This window comes from Paenarthrobacter sp. TE4293 (assembly GCF_050435325.1).
In the GTDB taxonomy this organism is placed as follows: Bacteria; Actinomycetota; Actinomycetes; order Actinomycetales; family Micrococcaceae; genus Arthrobacter; species Arthrobacter nitroguajacolicus_C.
Genome location: NZ_JBNJRY010000010.1, coordinates 154,930 through 179,945, shown reverse-complemented (window position 1 = coordinate 179,945; position 25,016 = coordinate 154,930). Strand labels below are relative to the sequence as shown.

Below are 25,016 nucleotides of genomic sequence, written 5' to 3'. Positions count from 1 at the left end.
ATCTGGACCTTGGCCTTGATCCACTCAGGCTTGCGTTCAACCGGGACCGCCGAATTACGCTGCTCAACGCGCAGCAACTTCCGGCCTTCAGGTGCGAGTGTCATGACGTTCCTTCGTGTTGATCTTCAGCATTCGACGACGTTGACGGCGAGGCCGCCCATCGCTGTTTCTTTGTACTTATGGGACATGTCCTTGCCCGTTTCGCGCATGGTCACGATCACCTCATCGAGCGAGACCCGGTGTGTTCCGTCGCCCCAGAGCGCCATCTTCGCGGCGTTGATCGCCTTCGCCGCCGCGATCGCGTTCCGCTCAATACACGGAATCTGCACCAACCCGCCGATCGGATCACACGTCAGCCCCAGGTTATGCTCCATCGCGATCTCCGCAGCGTTCTCCACCTGACCCGGAGTACCACCCATCACCTCAGCCAACCCGGCAGCAGCCATCGACGACGCCGACCCCACCTCACCCTGACAACCGACCTCAGCACCCGAAATGGACGCCTGCTCCTTATACAACACCCCCACAGCACCAGCAGCGAGCAGGAACTTCACCACCACATCATCCCGATCCTCCTGGCTGGCCTGATCCATCCCCGGAGCGTAATTCAACGCGTAATACAGCACCGCCGGAATAATCCCCGCCGCACCATTGGTCGGCGCCGTCACCACACGCCCACCCGAGGCGTTCTCTTCATTGACCGCCAACGCGATCAGGTTCACCCACTCCTGCCAATACTTCGGATCATTGCGGTCCTTGTCCTCCTTCAGCAGCCGCTCCAACCAATCAGGAGCACGACGCCGGACCTTCAACCCACCCGGCAACACACCCTCACGCTTCAAAGACGTCTCAACACAGGCCTCCATCACCGACCAGATATGCAAAAGACCCTCCCGGATCTCCTCCTCCGACCGGGACGCCCGCTCATTGATGAACATGATGTCCGAAATCCCCAACCCCTTCGACGAACACCGGCCCATCAACTCCGCCGCCGTCCTGAACGGCAACGGCAACTCCGCCTTCGTCTCCTCCAACTCCTGCTGCGCAGCGCTCTCCTCACCCTCACGGACAATGAACCCACCACCGACCGAAAAGAACGTCGCCTCCCTAAGAACATTCCCCCCAGCATCAGAAACAGCGAACTTCATCCCATTCGTATGCCGCGGCAACACCGTCAACGGATGCAAAACCATATCCTCCACGGCGTAGTCCAGGAGCACACCGCCAGCCAGGTTGAGCTTTCCCGTTTCAGCAATGGAAGCCAGCCGTTCCTCCACCTGCTCCGGGAGGATCTCCTCGGGGTCGAAGCCCTCAAGCCCCAGCAGGACGGCCGTGAAGGTCCCGTGCCCCTTTCCCGTAGCCGCCAACGACCCATACAGGTCAACCCGCAAATTCGCCACGGAATCGAGCACGCCGGACTCCCGCAACTCGCCGGCAAACACCGCCCCGGCCCGCATCGGCCCCACGGTATGGGAACTCGACGGGCCAATGCCTACAGAGAACAGATCGAAAACACCAACAGCCATGGCTGGATCCCTTTCAGGGAAGAGTGAAACAAAACAAGATTGCCGGGACCGGCGCAACCACCGGTCCGTTCCGAACCAGCGTGAACAGCAGCCTGCCGGACCGACGTGACCAACGGCCTGCCGGGACCCGCGTCCTCTGCGGGCTCGATCGCAGTTGCACCAGCTGGGCGGATGCGATGCTCCCTTGGACGCCCGCTGCCGGACGCCGGTCCTACAGAGGCCATCCCGAAACGCTCGGACCACAAACGCCTCCGCCGAAACGGGGCTTCGCTGCGAAACATGCCGCGCCCACGGCACACTCCGCAGCAAGCCCACGAAACGGCCCCGGACACCCCAACACCACCGCTCCAATCAAGGCCCACCCCGGCAGCTGAACCCAAGCCCGGACGCTGGCCCCAAACCCGAACGCTGGTCCCACAGAGGCCATCTTCGAGGCCCCGCGGACCACAAACGCCTCCGCCGAAACGGGGCTTCGCTGCGAAACAAGCCGCACCCACGGCACACTCCGCAGCAAGCCCACGAAACGGCCCCGACGGCTGCCCCGTTGGGGTCGGCATGCGGAAGCGGGCGTCCAAGGGAGCATCGCATCCGCTCAGCGGGTGCCTATGCGACCGAGCCCGCGGAGCGTGGCGGCCCCGACGGGCCAACGCATCAGAGCAACTAACCCAGGTTGGCCGTGCCCGGATACAGCGGGTGCGCCTTCGCAAGGACATCAACGCGGTGACGGAGCCCGGAAAGGTCCGCGTCGGCGTCGGCGGTCAATACTTCGGCGATGATGTCCGCAACCTCCCGGAAGGCCGCTTCCCCGAAGCCGCGCGTAGCGAGGGCCGGGGTGCCGATGCGCAGGCCGGAGGTGACCATGGGCGGGCGCGGATCGAACGGGACGGCGTTGCGGTTGACGGTGATGTCGATCGCAGCGAGTCGGTCTTCGGCTTGCTGGCCGTCGAGCTCGCAGTTGCGCAGGTCGACGAGGACCAGATGCACGTCGGTTCCGCCGGAGACAACGGAGATGCCCTTTTCGGCGACGTCCGGCTGAACCAGGCGCTCGGCGAGGATGCGGGCGCCGGCCAGGACGCGTTCCTGACGCTCCCGGAATTCCTCTGATGCGGCGATCTTGAACGCGACAGCCTTTCCTGCGATCACGTGCTCGAGCGGTCCGCCCTGCTGGCCCGGGAACACGGCAGAGTTGATCTTCTTGGCGATGTCGGCGTCGTTGGAGAGGATGATGCCGCCGCGCGGACCGGCGAGGGTCTTGTGCGTGGTGGACGTGGTGACGTGGGCGTGCGGGACGGGCGAGGGGTGCAGTCCCGCAGCTACAAGGCCGGCGAAGTGGGCCATGTCCACCATGAGGTAGGCGCCCACGGAGTCGGCGATCCGACGGAATTCCGCGAAGTCCAACTGCCGCGCATAAGCGGACCATCCAGCGACGATCAGCGCCGGTTTGTGCTCCTGTGCCAGGCGCTCCACCTCGGCCATGTCCACCGTGTGGGTATCCTCGCGGACGCCGTAGGGGACCACGTTGTAGAGCTTGCCGGAGAAGTTGATCCGCATGCCGTGCGTGAGGTGGCCGCCGTGGGCCAGGTTGAGGCCCATGATGGTGTCGCCGGGCTTGATGAGGGCGTGCATCACGGAGGCGTTGGCCTGCGCGCCGGAGTGCGGCTGAACGTTCGCGTACTCGGCACCGAACAGCGACTTGATGCGGTCGATCGCGAGCTGCTCGATCACATCAACGTGTTCGCAGCCGCCGTAGTAGCGCTTACCCGGGTAGCCCTCGGCGTATTTGTTGGTCAGGACCGAGCCCTGGGCCTGCATCACGGCAACAGCGGTGTGGTTTTCGGAGGCGATCATTTCCAAGCCGTCGCGCTGGCGACCCAGTTCGTCGTCGATCTTCGCAGCAATCTCAGGATCCAGCTCGGACAGCTGGGCATCCAGCGACGCCGACACCACCTGCTGGTACTCAGTTACGGATACCGGGTTCACAGTTCTCCACCGTTCGTTGCAGCGTATTCTTCGGCCGACATCAGCGGCCCTTCTTCGGTTGCGGCCACTTTGAACAGCCAGCCTGCACCGTAGGGGTCGTTGTTAATGAGCGCGGGATCGGCGACGACGGCGTCGTTGATCTCGGTCACCTCACCGGTCACCGGCGAGTACAGGTCCGAGACCGACTTCGTCGATTCCACCTCGCCACAGGTCTCCCCCGCGGTCACAGTGGAACCCACCTCGGGCAGGTCCACATACACAATGTCACCCAGGGCATCAGCGGCCACCGCGGAAATCCCGATCCCCACAGGCCCGTCCCCATCAACGGCAACCCACTCGTGCTCAGCCGAGTACTTCAATTCAGCAACTACCTTGCTCATTTCAATTCCTCACTTCTGGTCTGGTTATTTCTGGCGCTTATAGAACGGCAGCGGGACAACTTCGAAGGGCTCTGCCTTCCCTCGGAGGTCCACGTCGACGACTGTTCCCGGCTCTGAATGCTCGACGTCGACATAGGCCAAAGCGACCGGGTAACCGAGCGTCGGGCTCGGCTGGCCGGAGGTGACTTCGCCGATCAGGGAACCATCCTTGAGGACCGAATAATGGCCCCGGGCGGCACGACGGCCGGCGCCCTTAAGCCCCACGAGCTTCTGGCCGAGCGTGGATCCGACACCTGCAGCCTTGATCGCCTCGAGTGCTGCCCGGCCCACGAAGTCGCTTTCCTTGGCCAGGGAAACCACCGGGCCCAGTCCTGCGGTATAGGGATTGGTGTGGACGGAGAGTTCATTGCCGTAGAGGGGCATCCCGGCTTCCAGGCGCAGCGAATCGCGGGCAGCGAGACCGGCGGGGATGAGTCCGTGGCCCTGGCCGGCGTCGAGCAATGCTTCCCAGAGGCCGGCGGCGTCGACGTTCTCCACGTAGATCTCGAAGCCGTCTTCGCCCGTGTAGCCGGTGCGGGCCAGCAGCAGGTCCTGGGTGCCGCCGTCGAACGCAATCCCGACCTCCACCGCCGCGTAATACTTCAATTCCGTGACCAGCGCGTGCTGTTCGGCGGGAACCAGCGCCAGGAGGATGGCCTCGGCGTTCGGTCCTTGTACGGCAATGAGCGAGGTCTCGGCCGAAACGTCCTCCACCACGACGTCGAACCCGGCCGCGCGCTTCAGCAACGCTGCAGCCACCACTTTGGCGTTCCCCGCATTGGGGACCACCAGGTACTTGTCCACGCCTTCTTCGGGCGAGGGGCGGCGATAGGTGATGAGGTCGTCGATGATGCCGCCGTCGGAGTTGCAGATCAGCGAGTACTTCGCTTTGCCCACAGCGATCGCGGACAGCTTGCCTACCAGGGCGTAGTCCAGGAATGCTGCGGCGTCGGGACCGGTAACCCAGACTTCACCCATGTGGGAGAGGTCGAACAGGCCGGCGGACTTGCGGACGGCGTGGTGCTCGGCGAGTTCGGATTCGTACTTGAGCGGCATCTGCCACCCACCGAAATCCGTGAAGGAAGCGCCGGCCTTTTTGTGCTGCTCGTAGAGAGCGGTGTAGTTCTCAGACATGTCAGGCGTCCTCAGTTTTCGAAGTCCGTAAGGGGCGGGCAGGAGCAGACCAGGTTGCGGTCGCCGGCTGCACCGTCGATGCGGCCGACCGGCGGGAAGTACTTGTCCTGCTTCAGGTGGTGGACCGGGAACGCGGCCTGCTCACGCGGGTAGTCGCGGTCCCAGTCGGAATTCACGACGGCGGCAGCCGTATGCGGCGCGTTGCGCAGCGGCGACTTCTCAACAGTGAAATCACCGCTGGCCACCTGCTCGATCTCGGCACGGATAGTGATCATGGCTTCGATGAAACGGTCGATCTCGGCCAGGTCCTCGGACTCGGTGGGCTCCACCATGAGCGTGCCCGCAACCGGGAACGCCAGGGTGGGAGCGTGGAAGCCGAAGTCGATAAGGCGCTTGGCCACGTCCTCGGCCGTCACACCCGTGCGGGCTGTCAGTTCGCGGAGGTCCAGGATGCACTCGTGCGCCACCAGGCCGCCTTCGCCCGTGTACAGGACGGGGAAGTGCTCATCCAGGCGGGAGGCAACATAGTTGGCTGCCAGCAGCGCCGACTTGGTGGCTTCGGTCAAGCCCTGCCCGCCCATGAGCTTCACGTACGCCCACGAGATCGGCAGCACACCGGCAGAGCCGTAACGTGAGGCGGAAATCGCGACACCATGACCAGGTTCGTGCGCAGCCTTGTTCGCGTCACCGGGCATGAACGGTGCGAGGTGTGCCTTGGCAGCAACCGGGCCCACGCCCGGTCCGCCGCCGCCGTGCGGGATGCAAAAAGTCTTGTGCAGGTTCAGATGGGACACGTCCCCGCCGAACTTGCCCGGCTGGGCCAGGCCAACCAGGGCATTCAGGTTCGCACCGTCCACGTACACTTGGCCGCCGGCCGCGTGGATCGCGTCGCAGACCTCGCGCACGTCAGCGTCGTAGACACCATGGGTGGAGGGGTAGGTGATCATGATGCAGGACAGGACGTCCTTGTTGGCTTCGATTTTGGCGGTCAGGTCAGCGTGGTCGATGGTGCCGTCGGCGGCCGTGGCCACCACCACCACCTTCATCCCGGCCAAGACTGCCGAAGCTGCGTTGGTGCCGTGCGCCGACGCCGGGATCAAGCAGACAGTGCGCTGCCCGTCACCACGGGACAGGTGATATCCACGGATCGCCAGCAGGCCCGCGAGCTCACCCTGCGAACCGGCGTTCGGCTGGATGGAGACCTGGTCGTAGCCCGTGATCTCCGTGAGATCCGCTTCCAGGTCCTCAATCAGTTCACGCCAACCAGCAGTCTGGTGGTCCGGAGCGAACGGGTGGATCGAGGCGAACTCAGGCCAGGAAATTGCTTCCATCTCGGCGGTGGCGTTGAGCTTCATGGTGCACGAGCCCAGCGGAATCATGGTGCGGTCCAGCGCGAGGTCCCGGTCGGACAGCTTGCGGATATAGCGCAACAGCTGCGTCTCGGAGCGGTGGGTGTTGAACACCGGGTGCTGCAGGAAGTCAGAGGTGCGGGCCACCTCAGAGGGCAGCTCGAACCCGGAGGCGTCCTTAACCGGACCGGCACCGAAGGCGACGGCAACCGCGGAGAGGACCTCCGGCGTCGTGGTTTCATCAACCGAAACCCCAACGGTGTCGGCGTCGATGAACCGCAGGTTGATGCCGCGGGCTTCGGCGGCGGCGATGACCTTGTCGGCCTTGCCCGGGACTCGGACGGTGAGGGTGTCGAAGAAGGCCTCGGAGACGAGTTCGCGGCCGGCCTTCTGCAGCGCCGTGGCGAGGGTGCGGGCGTGGCCGTGCACGGTTTCGGCGATCGCTTTGAGGCCCTCGGGGCCGTGGTAGACGGCGTACATCGAAGCCACGATGGCGAGCAGCGCCTGCGCCGTACAGATGTTGGACGTCGCCTTTTCGCGGCGGATATGCTGCTCGCGCGTCTGGAGTGCCAGGCGGTAAGCCGGGACACCCGCGTTGTCCTTGGACACTCCGACGATGCGTCCTGGGAGCGTGCGCTCCATACCTTCGCGGACGGCCATGTAAGCGGCGTGCGGGCCACCGAAGAACAGCGGGACGCCGAAGCGCTGCGCAGTTCCGACGGCAATATCGGCACCCTGCTCGCCCGGGGGCGTGATGAGGGTGAGCGCCAAAAGGTCGGCGGCGACTGTGACCAACGCACCGCGTTCCTTGGCCTCAGCGATGACGCCGGAGTGGTCGAAGACGCGGCCGGAAACGCCGGGCTGCTGCAGGACGATGCCGTTGATGTCGCCATCGGGAAGGCCAGCCGAAAGGTCAGCGATCTGCACCTCGAAGCCCAGCGCCTCAGCGCGGCCCTTCACAATGGCGATGGTCTGCGGGAGGAGGTCTGCGTCCAGGACGGTCTTGCCGTCCTTGGCAGTCTTGGACTTGTTGGCTCGACGCATCAGCAGCACGGCCTCTGCCACGGCGGTGGCTTCATCCAGGAGCGAGGCGTTGGCTACAGGAAGTCCCGTGAGGTCCTGGACCATCGTCTGGAAGTTGAGCAGTGCTTCGAGGCGGCCTTGGGAAATTTCCGGCTGGTACGGGGTGTAGGCGGTGTACCAAGCGGGAGCTTCCAGGATGTTGCGGCGGATCACCGGGGGCGTGACGGTGTCGTAGTAGCCCTGGCCGATCATCTGGACGGCGGTCTTGTTCTTGGACGCGAGCTTGCGGAGCTCGGCGAGGACCTGCACCTCGGTGAGGGCGTCCTGCAACTTCAGGGCAGTGTCCTGGCGGATGGAATCGGGGACGGCGACATCTACCAGGCCGTCGACTGAGTCGTAGCCGATGGCCTTGAGCATGGTGTCAACGTCGGCTTGGCGGCGGGCGCCAATGTGCCGGTCCGCGAAGGCGGTGGGGGTTGATTGAACAGTCAAGAGGAACTCCATGATTCAGGCGCCCACTGAGCGCCACGATGATGTGGGGTTCCTCCCCGCTCTGTATTGGACCTGAGAGATTCCGCAGGAATGGTTGCCTGCTTGCACCGTCGGTGAGCCCGGTGACCCGGACTGCTTTCCAGAGTTGCCTAACCGCGGCGGTACATGGGCCTGAGAGATTCCTGGGGAGGATTTGCTCCTACGGCGCCTGACTGGATGTACCGGCAGGACTCTCCCGCCGCAGATCAAAAGCGTTGCGCCACTTCCGTGACACGCTTCACACCATAGCGGCTTGGTTTGAAAAAGCGCAAGCAAGCTGCGGCTACTGATGCATCGCCTCATGGATCTGCAGAGCGAACCACAACTGGGCGACGGTGGACGTTTCCCCCATGTCCAGGCCCGTCAGCTCGCCGATTTTCCGTATCCGGTAGATGATGGTTTGCCGGTGCGCGAACAACGCTGTTGCGGTCTTTTGCCAGGAACGCTGCGAGTCCAAATACGTCCTCAAGGTGACTATGAGATCGCCTTCCTGGCTCTGCTCATAGTCGAAAATCGGGCCTAAAAGGCGCCGTACCAGCGCGGTTCCTTCCTCGAAACTGGTGAGTCCCAACCACGACGGCCCCTGCTCGTAGCGGGTTAGCCCCTGGTTGGTGGCTCGGGCTGAACCAAGCGCCCAAAGGGATTCCTGCAACGCTCGTTGAATATTCGCCACAGCTGCCGGCGCGCTGATCCCGATCGAGGTTTCCCTTCCAGCGCAGTGCACCAGGATGTCGACAGGCACGTCGGCCGGGACCGCCACGTGGAGCCTGTTGTTCCGCTTCAGCGACGCCGACGCGACCCCGTGCCGCCAGAGTTCGACGTGCACGTTGGCCAGCCTGTCGCCGTCGTCCGCAGTTTTTTGGTAGGCGCCTGCCGCCATGGAGGCCAGCAGTAATTCCTGGGGCGGAACCTCAAAGCCCGCCAGCCGGCTCTCCATCTCGGCCACGCCGAGACGTCCGTCCATGGCCTGTAACAGGAACTCACCGGCCAACCGGTGGCGGCCCTCCAAAGACAAAACGATCCGAGAAAGCTGGAGTCCCAGCACGGTTGCGGCGTGGAGGAGTACGACGGCGTCCGGGTGCGGTTCGCTGTGGGGCAGCACTACCAGGAGCGCGTTGGCATGGGTGGGAATGTCCATGGTGAGCACGTGCCGGCCTCGGATGCGGTGCCACTGGAAGTTCTTCCCGGCGAGGGACACCTGCCCGGACAACGGAGCCCACTCCTCGGCAAGGAACACCGGGAGGACGTCCCCGTCCGGGTGCCAGGGATGGAGGCAGCGGCGGTCCACCACGTAAAGGTCCGCGTCGAGCTCGGTGGCAAGCCGCTGGACCAGGCTCTGCCAGTGGTCCTCGGAGGCTCCGGCAGTGCGGAGGAGATCGTAGACGCGGGCAGTTTGCCGCAGCCGGCGGGATTCTTCCAGCAGCGAGGACTCGGCGACGGACCGGGCGATAGCGATGAACGGCAACGGGTACGGGATGTTGATCAGGGGCAACGGGAGTTCGTCGCATGCGGCCAGGAACTCCTCCGTCAGTGGCGGCGCGTGCATCTTCTCGCCGATCGCCAAGGCACTGGCGCCGCTGTCCCTGAGGGACTCGGCGAGCGCCACTTGCCCGTCCGCGTCGGCGGGAATGGACAAGCCGTTGGTCATCATGAGCTCGCCGCCTGTGACCCACTCCCACAACCTGGGCAGGTCCGAGGTGTGGGCCCAGGTGATGCGGTTATCCAAGCCGGCCGATCCGGCCAGGAGAGTCAGGCCCAGCTGCGGTTCGGCGACGAGTTCCGCGACGGTGATTGCCATCTCCTACCCTCCGGCCCTCTCCTGAGGCGGCGCGTTTTCCCGCCTCCGGGGCGCTTAGACATTCGTCTAAACTCCTCCACTATTTGTAGTCAATGTATCGCTATCGGGAGTGATGCGCGTCACCAAGAATGGAATTACCTACTTCCCGCTCAACGGCGAGCACCACTCACCCCAAGGATCCGGCAATGACAACGCACAAGCCCATCGGCCCAGTCGACGCAACCAAAGTCCCCCGGTATGCAGGCCTCGGTACTTTCGCCCGTCTCCCCCAAATCGACCGCGTTCCCGACTACGACATCGCGATCGTCGGCGTCCCGTTCGACGGTGGAACCTCCTTCCGGCCCGGCGCCCGTTTCGGTCCTGCCGCAGTCCGCGAGGCCTCACGCCTCCTCCGCCCCGGCTACCACCCGGAGCTCGACGTTGAACCCGTATACGAGGCCCAGGTGGTGGACGCCGGCGACATCGCCTGCACTCCGTACGACATCACGCGGGCGGTCCGTGAGATCGAAGAGCAGGCGTTGCCTTTGATCAGCGGTGGCAACGGGCTAAGCAAGGACAAGCGGCTCATTTCCATCGGCGGGGACCACACCATCGCACTGCCCATGCTGAGGGCCTTGAACAAGGTCCACGGCCCGGTAGCGTTGCTGCACTTCGACGCACATCTGGACACGTGGGATACGTACTTCGACCAGCCCATCACGCACGGCACCATCTTCCGGCGGGCGTTCGAGGAAGGACTCCTTGTGGAGGACAGGTCGATGCACGTCGGCATCCGCGGACCGGTCTATGATCGCAACGACTTCCTCCGCGACCATGAATTCGGGTTCCAGATCATCCGGTGCTCTGACCTGGACGTCATCGGGGTTCCGGCCGCCATCCAGCAGGTGAAGGACAGGCTGGGCGACACCCCGGTCTACGTCTCCATCGACATTGACGTGCTGGATCCGGCCTTTGCACCCGGCACAGGAACGCCGGAAATGGGCGGGCTCCACTCCCGCGAACTCCTGGCCCTGCTCCGTGGACTGAACGGCATCAACATCGTGGGCGCCGACGTCGTGGAAGTCGCTCCGGCCTACGACCATGCAGACATCACCACCGTCGCCGCCGCCACCCTTGTCTTCGACCTTTTGGGGCTCATGGTGAACCGCAGCAACGCTAACAGCACAGTTGGCCGCGAGTTGGCCTCGGCATCGCGGACCGCATCATGAGCACCGTGCCAACAACCGAGGTTCCCCGGCTCGAGGACAAAACCATCCAGCCCATCCCCGCCAATGAGCGGCACGGCAAAGCCCGGGACCTCTTCACCATCTGGTTCGGCTCCAACATCATGATCATGACCATCGTGACCGGCGGACTCGCCACCACGGTGTTTGGCCTGGGATTCGTCCCGGCGATCGTGGGCATCATCATCGGCAACGTGGTGGGCGGCGTCTTCATGGCGCTTCACTCCGCCCAGGGACCGCAGCTGGGGGTGGCCCAGATGATCCAGACCCGCGGCCAGTTCGGCTCCTTCGGGGCTCTGTTGATCGTGGTCATCGTGGTGGTCATGTACGTCGGCTTCTTCGCGGCGAACCTCGTGTTCGGCGGCGAAGCAATGGCCGCCGTCAGCCCGGGCATCAGCGTTGACGCGGGCATCATCATCATTGGAGTCGTCAGCGTGATCGCCACGATCTTCGGTTACCGTCTCATCCACGCCTACGCCCGCGTCCTCAGCGTCGCCGCCGGACTGGCCCTGCTGCTGGCGTTCGGCTGGATCCTGCTGGTCCACGGACTGCCCGGCAACTTCCTGGAGACAGGCAACTTCAACTGGGTCGGCTTCATGGGAACCATCTCCGTCTCCGCCCTGTGGCAACTGGCCTACGCCCCTTACGTCTCCGACTACTCGCGCTACATGCCGCAAGGCACGGGCTCGGCACCGGCGTTCTGGGCCTCCTACTCGGGCTGCGTCCTGGGAACCCTGTTCCCCATGATCCTGGGCGCTTTAGTGGGAACACTCGCCGTCTCCATGAGCACCGGCGACGTCGAAATCGTCGGCAGCCTGGGAGCTCTGCTTCAGCCATGGACCCTGATCATCGTGGGTATCTTCTGCCTGGGCGTCGCGGCGTCGAACGCCATGAACCTCTACTGCGGCGTCCTCTGCACCCTCACCATCGGGCAGACGTTCAAGCCTTCCTGGTTGCCACGCGCCAAAACCCGCAGCATAGCGGCAGTGATCCTCTTCGTCGTCGCTGTCTCCATCGCCCTCTTTGCCCGCGACAACTTCATCCTCTTCTACACCAACTTCCTGTCCTTCCTGATGTACGTCCTGGTTCCGTGGACGGCCATCAACTTGGTGGACTACTACCTGCTGCGGCACGGCGATTACCGGGTTGAAGACTTCTTCAAGCGCGACGGCGGCGTGTATGGGCGGTTCAATTGGGTCGCCATCGGGTCCTACATAGCAGGCGCCCTGATCCAGGTTCCCTTCTCTGCCACAGCTGTCTACACGGGCCCACTGGCCGCCGCATTGGGCGGCGTGGACATCTCCTGGGTCGTGGGTCTCGTCGTCGTCGCTCCCCTCTATTACGTCGCGGCACGGCTGTTCGGCAAAAAGACAGAAGCCGCCCCCTTTCCCGCAACTGCCCTCACCCCAGACCTGATCTGAAAGCGAATCATCATGACTACCACCCAGACCGAACAGTTCACCGTCCGCCGTTCCACCGCCGGTTCTCCAGACATCGCCGGAGCCGTGCCTCTGCAACTGCAGCAGCAACTGCAGCAGCAACTGCCTCCGGCGGGGCACTTCATCAACGGCTCGTTCGTCCCCGCCTCCTCAGGCGGGACCATCGACGTCGTGGATCCCACGACGGAGCAGGTCATCGCCTCCGTCCAGGCGGGAGCCGCTGGTGATGTGGACGCCGCCGTTGCTGCCGCCGTCGTGGCCCAAAAGGCTTGGGGTGCCACCACCCCGAAGGAACGCGCGGATGTCCTGAACCTCATCGCGAACATCATCGAGGAGAACCGCGCGGCATTCGAGGCCATCGAGTCCGCCAACACCGGCAAGCCGCAGGCCGTGTCAGAGGACGATGTCTCCAGCACCATCGATACCTTCCGGTTCATGGCCGGCGCCTCACGCACCCTGACCTCCATGGCGGGCGGTGACTACGCCACAGACCACACCTCCGTGATCCTCCGTGAGCCCGTGGGCGTGGTGGGTGTCATCACTCCGTGGAACTACCCGCTGTTGATGGCCGCATGGAAGATCGCGCCCATCCTCGCAGCAGGCAACAGCATCGTCATCAAGCCCTCCGAGCAGACCCCGCTGTCCACGCTGAAGCTGGCGGAAGTGCTGGCCGGACGCATACCGGACGGCATCCTCAACGTGGTCACCGGCCGGGGCCGGACCGTGGGGCAGAGGCTGTCCGAACACCCGGATATTGCTTTGGTGGCCCTCACCGGCAGCGTCGTCAGTGGCCAGGCCGTGGCGGAAACCGCCGCCAAATCAGTCAAGCGCGTCCATCTGGAACTTGGCGGCAAGGCTCCCGTAGTGGTCTTCCCCGACGCCGACCTCCGCGCCGCCGCCGCCGGTGTACGCAACGCCGGCTTCTGGAACGCCGGGCAGGACTGCGGCGCTGCCTGCAGGGTGCTGGTGCACGAATCCGTCGCCGAGGAATTCACCGAACACCTGGTCCGGGAGGTCAGCACCCTGGTGGTCGGCGCACATGACGCCGGTGACGACGTCGAAATCGGCCCCATGATCTCCCTCCCGCACTACGAGCGGGTCAAGGAATCGCTGGCTGGGGCACGCAAGGCAGGGCTTAACGTGGCTCTTGGCGGCTCGGCCCTGGAAGGCCCCGGCTACTTCATCGAGCCTACGGTTATCACCAACGTGCCGGCCGGTGCGCACATCGCCACGCACGAGATCTTCGGCCCCGTCGTCACGGTGGAAACCTTCAGCACCACCGAGGAAGCCGTGACCCGCGCCAACGAGAGTCCCTACGGATTGTCAGCCTCCGTCTGGACGCGCGATTCGAGCCTTTCCCTCCGGATTCCCAAGCAACTGGACTTTGGCACCGTCTGGGTCAATGCACACCTTGTCCTGGCCTGCGAGGTACCGTGGGGCGGATTCAAAGGTTCCGGCTACGGCCGCGACCTCTCGCTCTATGCACTGGATGATTACTCGCGCACCAAGCACGTCATGATCAACCACGGCGCGTAGGCCCTACAGACAAGCAACGGAGCTTTCACCATGACCACTCATGTTTCCCGTGGATCGGGCACCCCGGCTGCAGCCACTCCAACGGCCCCCTTCACCACCGACGCGACATGGACCAACTGGGGCGGGAACCAAAGCGCGACGCCCGCCTTCACCGTTCGACCCAGGAATGAACAAGAAGCGCTCGACGCCGTCCGTTTCGCCATCCGCGAGGGCTTGCCTGTGCGGGCGGTCGGCTCCGGGCACTCGTCCTCACCGCTGGTCCAGACCGGCGGCGTGCTGATGGACATGTCCGGCCTGTCTGCCATCACGGGCACTGATCGGGTGGCACGCCGGGCCCGGGCGCTGGCCGGTACCACCATCAACGCCTTCGGCGACGCCTTGTGGGACAAAGGGCTTGCACTGAGCAATCAGGGCGACATCGACAAGCAGCAGATCGCCGGTGCCCTGGCCACCAGCACCCACGGGTCCGGCAAGGACCTGGGCAGCTTCTCATCCAAACTGCGCTGGGTGAAGCTGATTAACGGGTCCGGCGATATCGTGGAGATCGGCGAGGGCCAGCTGCGGGAACTCCGCGCCGCACAGACAGCCCTGGGCACGCTGGGGATCTTCCTGGAGGTCGAGTTGGCCGTTGAGGACAGCTACTACCTGCAGGAACAGATCACCTACCCCACGTGGGCGGAAACCACGTCCACGTGGCAGGCCGACATTGATGACAACCGGCACTATTCATTCCTGTGGTGCCCGGAGGATGACTCCTGCGAACTCCTTGACCTGCCCGGTTCGCCGGACCACCGCATGGGCGGCCGCAGCTACACCAAGCGGTACAACGTGGCGGCCGTCCAGGACGAAAGCCAACTCTCCGCCGTCGAAGGTTCCCGGGTGGACCGCTCGTACCGGATCTACCCGGGCGGCTTCACCACGCAGTTCCATGAACTCGAGTACTTTGTCCGCAGCGAGGATGGGTTGGTCGCTGTCGAGGCCATCCAGGACCTGATCCGCAGCAAGTACCCCGAGCAGAAGTATCCCGTTGAGGTCCGCTGGGTGAAGTCCGACGACGCCTACATGTCCCAGTTCCAAGGCCGCGACAGCACCGTCATCACCCTCACCACCGAGCCCGGGACGGACTACTGGCAGTTTTTCCGGGACGCCGACGCCGTGTTGCAGGAATTCGAGCCGCGCGCGCACTGGGGAAAGATCCATTTCATGACCCGGAGTCGCCTGGAACGGCTCTACCCGGAGCTGGACACTTTCATCCAGGTCCGGCGCGAGTTCGATCCCCGTGGCATGTTCCTCAACGACCACACCCGGTCCCTCCTCGCCTGACGGGGACTCCCCTTGGAATGTGGGAGGCGGCCACCGGCCCTCTCCCACATCTCCAACCCTTCCCACCAGCCCTGCCTCACACCTGTTACACCAGCTCGAAACCTTGGAGTGGTAGTTTGTTCACTGCTGGAGGCAGACACTGCACCTATTCGGAGGACCATCCATGTTCAAGGGTTTCAAGGACTTCATACTTCGCGGCAACGTGATCGAGCTGGCCATTGCCGTCGTCATCGGCAGTGCGTTCACCGCACTCGTCAGTGCCTTCACCAACAACATCATCAACCCTGTGATCGCCGCCGCCGGTGGCATGAACGCCGACGGGCTCGGATTCAAGATCTGGGAAAACAACCCCGCGACGCTGGTCAACATCGGCGCCGTGCTGACCGCACTGGTGACCTTCTTGATCACCGCAGCCGTGGTCTATTTCATCTTCGTGGCGCCCATGAACAAGATCAATTCCCTGGTCAAGGACCGCCTTTCCACCGAAGAACCCGAGGAAGAGCCGCTGCCGGCAGATACCGCTCTCCTGGCTGAAATCCGCGACCTGCTGAAGGATGCCGCTGCCGCCCGCAACGCCGGCCAGGCTTCCGTGGTGGACACCGACTTCGATTCCGACCGCACGCGCTAGGCCCCTCTTCGCCAAGACCGCACGGTCGCCGCGAGCGTTCCTTCCCCTTCGCTTGGCCTGAGCCCGGTGTTCTCTCCTTGAGGACGCCGGGTTCTTGCGTTCATCAGCCCGTCCCCGGAACGTGACGCAGAGGCAACGGGCACGAAACAGCAGCAGGGCAGCATGAAACCATGAAGCCCAACCCAAGTGCTCCGGTTACTGCGGATCTTCTCTGCGATGCCTGCGGCCAGATGCCCGAGCCGCCCAAGGCCAGGCTCACCATGGCCAACATTGCCGTCATGCTTCCCATCGAACTGCTGGTTCACGCTGTCGTGGTGGAAACCCATCTCCCGTACCTGGCCAAAGTCCTGCTCCTGACCGTCACGGCCACGGTACTGGTCATCTGGGTGGCGGAACCCTCAGCCGCCAAAGTCCTGCGGCGTTGGTTGCACGCGCCCGCCCTCCGCCACCGTCGGACACTGAACCTGGCACCTGCCTTGTGGCGTGCACGAACCGTACTGACCGACCAGCCCGGATCCTTGCAGAAGGTGACCCAATCCCTGGCCAGGCTCAACAGCAATATCCTCAGCCTGCACGTCCATCCCATGACGGACACAGGATCCGCTGCCGCTGGCCTCGGCGAAACGGTGATGGATGAATTTGTCCTCTCCGCCCCGGGCGAGGTCACCGAGCTTGAGCTGCTGAAGGCACTGGACGACGGCGGCGGGCGGGATTCGCAGGTGTGGCCCACCACCGCTTTGGCGATGGCTGATGGCCAAACCAAGGCGTTGAGCCTCGCCACCCGCATCGCCGGAAACCTCCAGGAACTTCCGCATGCGGTGGCGGAACTCCTTTCCGCCAAAGTAGTCCCCTACGATCCCGAGCGGCCGGCACCCCACGCGGGTGCCGCCGTCGGGCCGTCCACTGACGTTCTCAAAATTCCGACGGCGTGGCACGGTCCCCTCGTCTTCACCCGGCCGGGCGAACCGTTCTCGCCCGCAGAGTCTGCACGCGCGCACAGGTTGGCTGAGCTCGCGGAGATCCTGGCATACCGCTCTGCGCCACCGCAGCTTTCCCTCCCGGTCAGCGCCCGGGATCGGAGCTAAGCCAGGACATGATGGCGGAGTAGATGAGCCAAGCCGGAGCTGTTCAGTCTTCGTCGATCTTTTTGAGAAGCTTGCCCAAAGCCTCACGAATGTCGTCATAGTCATATTGGCCCGCGCGGCTCTCCGCAGCGATCACACCGCAGCGGTGGATCTTCTTGAAGTCACCGATGGGGAACTTGTAGTGGCCCTTTTGGTCATCCGGGTGTTCGTCGTCCACACCGAGGAACCACTTGGAGTATTCAGCGTGCCCGTGCTTGTCCAGGAACGCGTTCTCATCCTTGGTGGAGGGGGCGTGCTCACTCCAATCGTCCCGGTTGTCCTTGACCACCGTGCCGTCGCGGACCAGGTGTTTTGCGTGGTCAAAGGCCTTTTTGTTGAGTTTCACGGTCATGGCGCACCTCGCTGTGGTTGTGGCGGCTTGGCTGGTTTCGGCAGCTCGTGCAGCCCAGCTTAGGACGACGGCGGACACCCGGGAAAGACTCCGGACCGGCGGGGCGGCAATCGCGCCGAGTCCGGAGCGCCCAGTGCGGACGCCCAGTCCGAAGCGCTCAGTCCACGAGCCGGACGCGGAGTCCTGTTCCCCGCTCCTTTTCCACCAGCCGACGCTCTATGGGCCCGCTTTGGGCAAGCCATAGCACCCTGCCGTCATAGGTCACCGACTCCACCCGGCCTTCATCCACTACCTCGTTGTACCGCCAGACCTGCACAGTCTGGCCTACCAAAGCGTTCCAATTGGTCACGATCCTGCCTTCGGCCCGGGTGAAGCGCGACCCCGGCAACGCATCTTTCCTGCTGTCCTGCACGTCCATGACTCCTCGCGGTGCTTTACGGGCTTTCTGTAAAGACGTGTGCCGCCACGGGCCAGTACATGACGCGATTCAGGAGACTTTCCCTAGAGTCCCTTCACCGCACCCAGGACTTTGGTCAGTGAATCTTTCGCGTCCCCAAACAGAAGCGTGGTCTGGGGTTCGTAGAGGAGGTCGTTTTCGATACCCGCGAAGCCCGGACGCATGGAACGTTTGAGGAACACCACCTGCCGGGCGTCGGCGACTTCCAGGATGGGCATTCCGTAAATAGGCGAGCCGGCGGTGGTCTTGGCAGCAGGGTTGACGACATCGTTGGCACCCACCACCAAAGCAACATCGGCGGTCTTGAACTCCGAGTTGATCTCGCCCATTTCCTTCAGCGACTCATAGGGGACGTTGGCCTCGGCCAGAAGCACGTTCATGTGTCCTGGCATCCGGCCGGCCACGGGATGGATGGCAAAATCCACTTCTATCCCACGCGCTTCCAGGGCCAGGGCCAGCTCCGCGGCGGTGTGCTGCCCTTGGGCGACCGCAAGGCCGTACCCCGGAACAATGATGACCCTCTGCGCATAGCCGAGCAGCACTGCGACGTCCTCCGCGCTGGAGGAACGCACCGGTCGTTCGCTCACAGCGGTGGATCCAGCCGTGGAGCCGCCCTTGAATGCCCCGAACATGATGCCTGCGACGCTCCGGCCCATCGCGGCAGCCATGGCCCGGGTGAGGATGGTGCCCGAGGCTCCCACCAACGTTCCTGCGACCACCAGGAGCACGTTCCCCAGCACCAGCCCCGACGCCGCTACCGCCAAGCCAGTGAACGCGTTCAACAGCGAAATGACGATCGGAACGTCGGCGCCGCCCACGGGAAGCACCAACAGGATCCCGGCAACAAGGCCCAGGACCAGCAGGACCAGGGCCAAGGCCAGCGAGCCGGTCAGGATCACCACAACACCGGCACCGACAGCTGCCAGCAGGACCGCTGCCATCAGGACAGGCAGGCCGGGGAAGGTCACGGGACGGGTGGTCATCAGCCCTTGGAGCTTGGCGAAAGTGACCCCGGAACCGGCGAAGGAGACCGCACCCACCAGCAACGTGAAGACGATGGCCAAGCGCACCCAGGGCTCTTCCGTGTGCGAAAGTTCCAGCAATGCCACGAGTGCCGCAGCACCACCGCCCACCCCGTTGAAGAGGGCTACCAGCTGGGGCATCTGCGTCATCTGGACCCGTCGGGCCACAGGCGCAGCCACCCCGGAACCTACCGCGATGGCCCCAAGAATCCAGGGGATGTTGTCCAATTTCACGGAGAAAAACACGGTGGCTACCGCCAACACGGCACCTACGGCGCCAATCAGGTTGCCACGGCGGGCCGTGCGTGGGGAATTCAGGCCCTTGAGCGCGAGGATGAAGCACGCCGCCGCCGCAAGATAGAGGAGTGCCGTCCAGGTGGGGTTGAGCAGCGTCACGGGCGGCGCTCCTTGGCGATGGGGGCCGCGGCTCCAGAGTCGGACGGGGCAGCAGCATTCGACGGCGGTCGTTGCCGTCCGCGGAACATCTCCAGCATTCGGTCGGTCACCACGAACCCGCCCACGAGGTTGGCCGTGGCCAGGACGACAGCCAGCAACGCGACCGCCAATACCCACGGATCGGCGGCTTGTCCGGCCACGATGATGGCCCCCACCAGGATGATGCCGTGAATGGCGTTGGCTCCGGACATGAGGGGCGTATGCAGGGTGCTGGAGACCTTGGAAACGACTTCGAAGCCCACAAAAACCGCCAGCACGGTGATCGTCAGCAGGCTCATCCCGTCCATCAGCGCGCTCCTTCGGTTCCGCGAGGGGTACCGCCCCATGGCGTTGTTTCTCCGGCGAGCGCCGTCAGTGCCTCCGCGGTGGGTGTGTGCCGGACTTCGCCGTCGTGGGTGAGGCAGGTGCCCGCCACCACTTCGTCGTCAAAGTCCGGGGAAACCACGCCGTCCCGCGTCATGAGCGCCAGCAGGTTGGCCACATTTTTGGCGTACAACCGCGAGGCATCCGCGGGCATCGCTGAGGCAGCGTCTTTGATTCCCACCAGAGTCACCACCCCTTGGCCATCGGTGGTGGGGACCGGGATGTCCTGCCCCGGGATGCTGCCTTCCACGTTCCCGCCGGATTCGGCGGCCAAATCCACCACTACTGAGCCCGGGCGCATGCCTTGCACCATCTCGCGGCTCACCAGCAGCGGCGCCCTCCTGCCGGGAACTGCTGCAGTAGTAATCAACACATCGGCTTGGGCGACGTGGGGTGTCAGGAGTGCACGTTGCAAGGCGCCGCGGTCGGCGCTGAGTTCGCGGGCATACCCGCCGGATGCTTCAGCGGTTTCCAGATCCAACTTGATGAATGTTCCGCCCATCGACGCCACCTCGTCCGCCGAAGCGGGGCGGATGTCATTGGCGGAAACCCGCGCGCCAAGCCGTTTCGCTGTGCCAATCGCTTGGAGACCGGCAACACCGGCACCCAGCACCAGCACCCGGGCTGGAGGGATGGTCCCTGCGGCGGTCATGTAGAGGGGGAAGAACCGTGGCAGCCGCATGGCCGCCTCCAGAACACACCGGTATCCCGCTACCAAGGCTTGGGACGTCAGCGCATCCATGGATTGAGCACGTGAGATACGGGGAACCAGTTCAAGGGCAAAGGATGTGATCCCGCCTGCCGCCAAAGCCCGCACGGTGGGCAACTCCGACGAAGGCGACCCCAAACCGACGGTAACCGCACCCCGGCGGAGAGCTGCCGCCGTCGACGGTTCCATGGGACGCACGTGGCAGTAGACGTCCAGTGCCCCGAGGTCCAGCGACTGCACTATGGAGGCACCTGCCTGGCGGTAATCGTCGTCGCTATGCCCGGAGGCCAATCCGGCTCCGGCCTCGATGTGCACGTCAAGGCCCAAACCCGCCAATTGCTTGACCGTCTCCGGCGTGGCGGCCACACGTCGCTCGCCGTCGAGCGCCTCGCGCGCTATTCCTGCCTTCACCCGCCACCCCTCTTCAGGACCCCTCCGGGAACCAGTTGGCATGAGTCTATGACCGCAAGGGTCCGGAAGGGAGTAGGGGGCTGCGCTATGTGCACAACTCCACTAGGGTCGGTGGAAGCTGGGGGCATCCAGCCACCACCGTCGACGAGCCGGTTCCGGCCGTGCCGTCGGAAAGGAATGCCACTATGGACACCTTCAAAATCGGTTACTTCGTGGGAAGCCTGGCAAGCAATTCCATCAACAGGGTCCTCTCCAAGGCGCTGATCAGCGTCGCACCCCCGGAGCTCGACTTCCATGAGATCGCCATCAAGGACCTCCCCCTCTACAGTTCGGACTACGACGCAGATTTCCCACCGGCAGGGCGGGAATTGAAGGACGCCATCGCAGCCTCGGACGGGATCCTGTTCGTCTCCCCCGAGTACAACCGTTCCATCCCGGGTGCGCTGAAGAACGCGATCGACTGGGGTTCGCGTCCGTGGGGCACCAACTCGTTCGCCCGGAAACCCACCGGAATCATTGGCGCATCGCCGGGCGGCATCGGCACGGCCGTGATGCAGTCGTCAATGCGCAGCGTGTTGAGCTTCCTTGATGCGCCGCAGCTGAACGCACCGGAGGCTTACATCCGCTTCGTCGCGGACGCTTACGACGACGACGGTTCAGTTAAGGACGAAGGCACCGCTGCTTTGCTGCGGCACTACATGGAGGAATACAGCGCGTTCGTGCAGCGCGTCCTCGCCGCCAACGCCCCGGGCCACATCGGCGACCCGGAACCGGACTCCGCCAAGCTCACCCGCTAGTGCCAGCGTGGGTGCCGCTCCCTGCCCACCTGCTCCTGCCCGCCGGGCGGCACGGCCCGGCAAGGCTCGGCAGGGTGGCAAGGCCCGGCAGGGTGGCAACCAGGTGGCGGCACCCACGAAAAATCCCCCGGTTATGGTTTAGTCAGTATCCTTACGAGTACGAGGATTCACGGACACGCCCCTAGCCCCTGGAGGTAAACGATGTTTCGCAGATTAGCCACAACCACCTTGGCTTTGGCCCTTTGCGCCGGGCCTATGGTCCTCACGGCGGTTCCAGCAAGCGCGGCAACCGTCGCGCAGGGCAGCGTAGCCGCCACCACGCCGACCCCCACTGCGGATTCCACCAATCCATCCGGCCCCTCAACGCAAACGCCCACCAACCCGGCGCCGTCATCAGGAGCACCCAGCACGCCGAATCCCGCAGGGAGTGGGCCCGCCAACCCGGGAACCGGGGAATCGGACCCCCAGGAGCAGACCCGCACCGACGTCACCCCCTGGGTGCTGGCCGGGGTCGCCGCAATCATCCTCATCGCCTTGATTATTTGGACCCTGCGCAACCGGCGCGGACGGGACAAGGGAATCAGCGACCCACAGCGTTAGCCGCCGGGCTCGGCCCGGAGCGCGCCCGGCGCCCGGGCCAAGCGCCCGGCATTAGCCGTCCAGGCTAAGCCCGCAGCGCCCCCGCTGCCAGCTTGCCGATGATGCTGGTTTCCAGGTGTTCCAGCAGGTGCCGCGGGTTGTCGTAGACCTCTGCGGCACCTGCGTCGCGCAACTCAGCCTCGCTGATTCCACCGCAGGTCAGTGCGACAACCGGAACACCGATTGCCGCGCCCGCCTTCACATCCCATACCGCGTCGCCCACAAATACGGCATCTTCGGGACTGATGCCAAGCTTTTCGAGGCAAGCTACCAGGATGTCCGGGGCAGGCTTGCTCTCTTCCGCATCATCGGAACTGGTCCAGGCGTCAATGGAGGACCCGGCGTCGAGGATGTGCCGGCTTACTTCAAGGTCGCGCTTTTGTGCTGACGATGCCAGGCCCACTGCCAGCCCGGATTCGGAACAGGCAGAAAGAAGGTCGCGGACCGAGTCGAACGCCCGCAGCGTGGGCCAGAACGTTGAAAAGACGGCACCGTGGGCAGATTTCAGGTCTTCCTGCATCTCCTCCGGGCAATCGGGGACGAGGTCCTGGATCAGGCGGTCGCCTCCCATGCCCACCCGCCGATGGATGGCGGACATCTCGACGTCCAGCCCTTCTCGCCGGAAAGCCTGCCACCACGCCATGGCATGGAAATAGCTGGAATCGACCAGCGTCCCATCCACGTCGAAGAGGACCCCGCGCTTCTTTGTTGACGTCGCATCAGCCGCCACAGTCCACCACCTTCTGTTGAGTCCGCGCACCCTGCGCCGCGAGCGCAGAATCGATGACAGGTTCTTCCAACATCAGTACCGCATATCGATCTGATGAACCAGGGCGCAACAGGCCCGTTCCGGCAACCTCCCTGAGCGCCGCGACCCCTTCCACGGCGTCGCCCACTGTGGGGTATTGCTTGGAAAGACCCAACAGGGAGTCTTCGCCGTCCACCATCAAAATCCGATATCCCCCCTCGGGTGTTTCAACCAGCTCCAAATGCCCGGCCACCCCTACCTCCTCGTCTTCGATGACAAAATCAGCATAGTAAGACTACTTAGTATAGATCTTTCGAGAAATAATCCGTAACGCGGGAAATAGGCGTCTGCAAGTTCTTGTTGGCTCGGACATGACAACAATCGGAATTATCGGTGCAGGACACATTGGCAGCCAGGTTGCACGCAAGGCCGTGGAATTGGGCTATGACGTCGTGATCAGCAATTCACGGGGTCCGGAAACGCTTGGCGAACTGGTCGCAGAACTCGGGCCGCGCGCCCGGGCCGCAACGGCAGCCGAAGCAGCAGCGGCAGGCGATTTCGCCGTCGTGACCGTTCCCCTCAAGAACTACCAGGACATTCCCGCAGAGCCGCTCGAAGGCAAGATTGTCATCGACACCAACAACTATTACTGGGAGCGGGACGGCCGCATTCCCGAGCTGGACAACGGCGAAGCCACCACGTCCGGGCTCCTCCAAAAGCACCTTCCCACGTCCAAGGTGGCCAAGGGCTTCAACCACATTTTCGCCAAGGACATCACCACAGACGGCAGCCCGGCAGGCACACCCAACCGTCGCGCACTGGCCACCTCCAGCGACTTCCCCGAAGCCGCCCAACTGGTCACCAAGCTCTACGACGAGTTCGGTTTCGACACGGTCAACGTCGGCCCCTTGGAAGACAGCTGGCGCGTGGAGCGGGACCGCCCCGCGTACGTCATCCGCCAGAACGCGGACGAACTCCGCGAGAACCTCGCCAAGGCGACCCGCACGGTCTAACCCTTTAACGCACGACGGCGGGCAAGCGGCTTTCGCTTGCCCGCCGTTTTGTTGTGGGTGCTTCCGGACGTGCCACCGGGAAATTTGGGGTGAAACGGTGTCACGAAACCGGTGGACGGCGCACTTTATGGGTGGCTGCTTCCTCACGTGCTTGGCGCATCGGGCATCTGGGGAAGCAGCTTCGCCCCCAGAGCCCCCACCCGAGGAGTCCCATGTCCACCAAGATCTCGAACTGGCCCGCCGCGACCCCCATGTGGGTGGACTTGGGCGTCGGGGACCCCGCCGCAGCGAAGGCGTTCTACATGGACCTTTTCGGCTGGGAGTTCGTGTCCGGCGGGCAGGAATCCGGGGACTATCAGCTGGCCCAGCTGAGGGGTCGGGCCGTGGCAGGAATTGGCCCACAACAGGACCCGGGCATGCCCACAGCCTGGACCACGTTCCTGGCCTCGGACGATGTTGGTGTCACGGCCAGGAAGATCAGCGCTGCCGGGGGACAACTCCTTGCCCCTCCCTTCGATGTCATGGAGTCCGGCCGGATGGCCCTGGCTGCCGACAACGGAGGTGCGATCTTCGGCGTCTGGCAAGCCGGAACCCACATTGGCGCAGAACGCGTCAACGAGCACGGCGCCCTGTGCTGGAATGAACTCCACACCCGGGATTACGCGGCCGCCCGGTCCTTCTACTCGCAGGTCTTCGACGTCAGCTATCAGGACCTCACCGAAGAAAGCCTCGTCTACTCCACAGTCCGCAGGCCGCTGGACGGCAGGGAAGTGGCCGGAGTGCACCACGACACCGGACTTTCCGATCACGCACCCAACCACTGGATGACCTGGTTCGCGAGCGACTACGTCGAAGGTACTGCTACCCGGGCAGTGGAGCTGGGAGCCATCCTTCTGGGCCCCGTGGAGGAAAGCACGTTGGGGCGGATGGTGGTGGTGCGGGCACCACAGGGCGAAGTATTTGGTGTCATCGACGCACCCCGCACCAACGACTAGTACTGCCCGCGGCCCATCAGG

At 64.2% G+C, this 25,016-nt stretch carries 23 protein-coding genes, 1 pseudogene and 1 riboswitch; of the genes and pseudogenes, 10 read left to right on the top strand and 14 right to left on the bottom strand.

Annotated elements, in window-relative coordinates; translation table 11 throughout:
- The 7 genes and pseudogenes from QF015_RS19225 to QF015_RS19195 all read right to left on the bottom strand — a co-directional run.
- Positions 1-104: pseudogene (locus QF015_RS19225) on the bottom strand (lipoyl synthase); the annotation flags it as partial.
- A 21-nt stretch (positions 105-125) separates the two neighbouring features.
- Positions 126-1,526, bottom strand: a complete 1,401-nt coding sequence (locus QF015_RS19220) for an L-serine ammonia-lyase (protein ID WP_429390458.1) — start codon at positions 1,524-1,526, stop codon at positions 126-128.
- A gap of 660 nt (positions 1,527-2,186) precedes the next feature.
- Positions 2,187-3,506, bottom strand: coding sequence for a serine hydroxymethyltransferase (gene glyA / locus QF015_RS19215; RefSeq protein WP_429390457.1), 1,320 nt, complete (start codon positions 3,504-3,506; stop codon positions 2,187-2,189).
- Positions 3,503-3,886 carry a glycine cleavage system protein GcvH gene (gene gcvH, locus QF015_RS19210; RefSeq protein ID WP_310207725.1) on the bottom strand — a complete coding sequence of 128 codons (384 nt, stop codon included), beginning with the start codon at positions 3,884-3,886 and terminating at the stop codon, positions 3,503-3,505. Before gcvH ends, glyA begins: the two co-directional genes overlap by 4 nt.
- Before the next feature lie 24 nt (positions 3,887-3,910).
- Positions 3,911-5,059: a glycine cleavage system aminomethyltransferase GcvT gene (gene gcvT / locus QF015_RS19205; protein ID WP_429390456.1), complete on the bottom strand. Its 1,149-nt coding sequence runs from the start codon at positions 5,057-5,059 to the stop codon at positions 3,911-3,913.
- 11 nt (positions 5,060-5,070) lie between these two features.
- Positions 5,071-7,923, bottom strand: a complete 2,853-nt coding sequence (gcvP, locus tag QF015_RS19200) for an aminomethyl-transferring glycine dehydrogenase (RefSeq protein WP_310207730.1) — start codon at positions 7,921-7,923, stop codon at positions 5,071-5,073.
- A 149-nt stretch (positions 7,924-8,072) separates the two neighbouring features.
- Positions 8,073-8,171: riboswitch (glycine riboswitch) on the bottom strand.
- A 74-nt stretch (positions 8,172-8,245) separates the two neighbouring features.
- Positions 8,246-9,760, bottom strand: a complete 1,515-nt coding sequence (locus tag QF015_RS19195; protein ID WP_429390455.1) for a PucR family transcriptional regulator — start codon at positions 9,758-9,760, stop codon at positions 8,246-8,248.
- A 185-nt stretch (positions 9,761-9,945) separates the two neighbouring features.
- On the opposite strand from QF015_RS19195, the gene speB reads away from it, so the two are divergent.
- The 6 genes from speB (at position 9,946) to QF015_RS19165 (ending at position 16,994) form a co-directional block, all read left to right on the top strand.
- Positions 9,946-10,968 (top strand): agmatinase, encoded by a 1,023-nt coding sequence (speB, locus tag QF015_RS19190; protein ID WP_429390454.1) that lies wholly within the window; start codon positions 9,946-9,948, stop codon positions 10,966-10,968.
- The gene (locus tag QF015_RS19185; RefSeq protein WP_429390453.1) at positions 10,965-12,404 is read left to right on the top strand and encodes a purine-cytosine permease family protein; all 1,440 of its coding nucleotides are present in this window, start codon (positions 10,965-10,967) and stop codon (positions 12,402-12,404) included. The genes speB and QF015_RS19185 overlap by 4 nt, the downstream gene beginning before the upstream one ends.
- 12 nt (positions 12,405-12,416) lie before the next feature.
- Positions 12,417-13,958, top strand: coding sequence for an aldehyde dehydrogenase family protein (locus QF015_RS19180; RefSeq protein ID WP_429390452.1), 1,542 nt, complete (start codon positions 12,417-12,419; stop codon positions 13,956-13,958).
- 30 nt (positions 13,959-13,988) lie between these two features.
- On the top strand, positions 13,989-15,281 hold the full coding sequence (locus tag QF015_RS19175) for a D-arabinono-1,4-lactone oxidase (RefSeq protein ID WP_429390451.1): 1,293 nt from the start codon (positions 13,989-13,991) through the stop codon (positions 15,279-15,281).
- A 163-nt stretch (positions 15,282-15,444) separates the two neighbouring features.
- A complete protein-coding gene (gene mscL, locus QF015_RS19170) occupies positions 15,445-15,909 on the top strand; it encodes a large conductance mechanosensitive channel protein MscL (protein ID WP_310207740.1) in 465 nt (154 codons plus the stop codon).
- A 170-nt stretch (positions 15,910-16,079) separates the two neighbouring features.
- The gene (locus tag QF015_RS19165; RefSeq protein ID WP_310207742.1) at positions 16,080-16,994 is read left to right on the top strand and encodes an amino acid-binding protein; all 915 of its coding nucleotides are present in this window, start codon (positions 16,080-16,082) and stop codon (positions 16,992-16,994) included.
- Positions 16,995-17,037: 43 nt separating this feature from the next.
- Here the strand turns inward: QF015_RS19165 and QF015_RS19160 are convergent, their stop codons facing one another.
- The 5 genes from QF015_RS19160 to QF015_RS19140 form a co-directional block, all read right to left on the bottom strand.
- Entirely contained in the window at positions 17,038-17,385 is a 348-nt protein-coding gene (locus QF015_RS19160; protein ID WP_310207745.1) for a hypothetical protein, read from the bottom strand.
- Between the two features lie 157 nt (positions 17,386-17,542).
- Positions 17,543-17,803: a hypothetical protein gene (locus QF015_RS19155; protein WP_310207748.1), complete on the bottom strand. Its 261-nt coding sequence runs from the start codon at positions 17,801-17,803 to the stop codon at positions 17,543-17,545.
- An 83-nt stretch (positions 17,804-17,886) separates the two neighbouring features.
- Positions 17,887-19,260 (bottom strand): NAD(P)(+) transhydrogenase (Re/Si-specific) subunit beta, encoded by a 1,374-nt coding sequence (locus tag QF015_RS19150; RefSeq protein ID WP_429390450.1) that lies wholly within the window; start codon positions 19,258-19,260, stop codon positions 17,887-17,889.
- A complete protein-coding gene (locus QF015_RS19145; protein ID WP_310207753.1) occupies positions 19,257-19,607 on the bottom strand; it encodes an NAD(P) transhydrogenase subunit alpha in 351 nt (116 codons plus the stop codon). Before QF015_RS19145 ends, QF015_RS19150 begins: the two co-directional genes overlap by 4 nt.
- Positions 19,607-20,803 (bottom strand): Re/Si-specific NAD(P)(+) transhydrogenase subunit alpha, encoded by a 1,197-nt coding sequence (locus tag QF015_RS19140; RefSeq protein ID WP_429390449.1) that lies wholly within the window; start codon positions 20,801-20,803, stop codon positions 19,607-19,609. The genes QF015_RS19145 and QF015_RS19140 overlap by 1 nt, the downstream gene beginning before the upstream one ends.
- 185 nt (positions 20,804-20,988) lie before the next feature.
- Here QF015_RS19140 and QF015_RS19135 point away from each other — a divergent pair, with 185 nt between their 5' ends.
- Complete coding sequence (locus QF015_RS19135; RefSeq protein ID WP_429390448.1) at positions 20,989-21,600, top strand: NADPH-dependent FMN reductase; 612 nt, start codon at positions 20,989-20,991, stop codon at positions 21,598-21,600.
- Positions 21,601-21,801: 201 nt separating this feature from the next.
- Positions 21,802-22,200: a hypothetical protein gene (locus tag QF015_RS19130; RefSeq protein ID WP_310207763.1), complete on the top strand. Its 399-nt coding sequence runs from the start codon at positions 21,802-21,804 to the stop codon at positions 22,198-22,200.
- A 64-nt stretch (positions 22,201-22,264) separates the two neighbouring features.
- Here the strand turns inward: QF015_RS19130 and QF015_RS19125 are convergent, their stop codons facing one another.
- Positions 22,265-22,969 carry an HAD family hydrolase gene (locus QF015_RS19125; RefSeq protein ID WP_310207765.1) on the bottom strand — a complete coding sequence of 235 codons (705 nt, stop codon included), beginning with the start codon at positions 22,967-22,969 and terminating at the stop codon, positions 22,265-22,267.
- The gene (locus QF015_RS19120) at positions 22,959-23,240 is read right to left on the bottom strand and encodes a hypothetical protein (RefSeq protein WP_429390447.1); all 282 of its coding nucleotides are present in this window, start codon (positions 23,238-23,240) and stop codon (positions 22,959-22,961) included. Before QF015_RS19120 ends, QF015_RS19125 begins: the two co-directional genes overlap by 11 nt.
- Before the next feature lie 118 nt (positions 23,241-23,358).
- On the opposite strand from QF015_RS19120, the gene QF015_RS19115 reads away from it, so the two are divergent.
- On the top strand, positions 23,359-24,000 hold the full coding sequence (locus tag QF015_RS19115; RefSeq protein ID WP_310207770.1) for an NADPH-dependent F420 reductase: 642 nt from the start codon (positions 23,359-23,361) through the stop codon (positions 23,998-24,000).
- 212 nt (positions 24,001-24,212) lie between these two features.
- Positions 24,213-24,995 (top strand): VOC family protein, encoded by a 783-nt coding sequence (locus QF015_RS19110; protein ID WP_429390446.1) that lies wholly within the window; start codon positions 24,213-24,215, stop codon positions 24,993-24,995.
- The last annotated feature ends 21 nt before the right edge of the window (positions 24,996-25,016 follow it).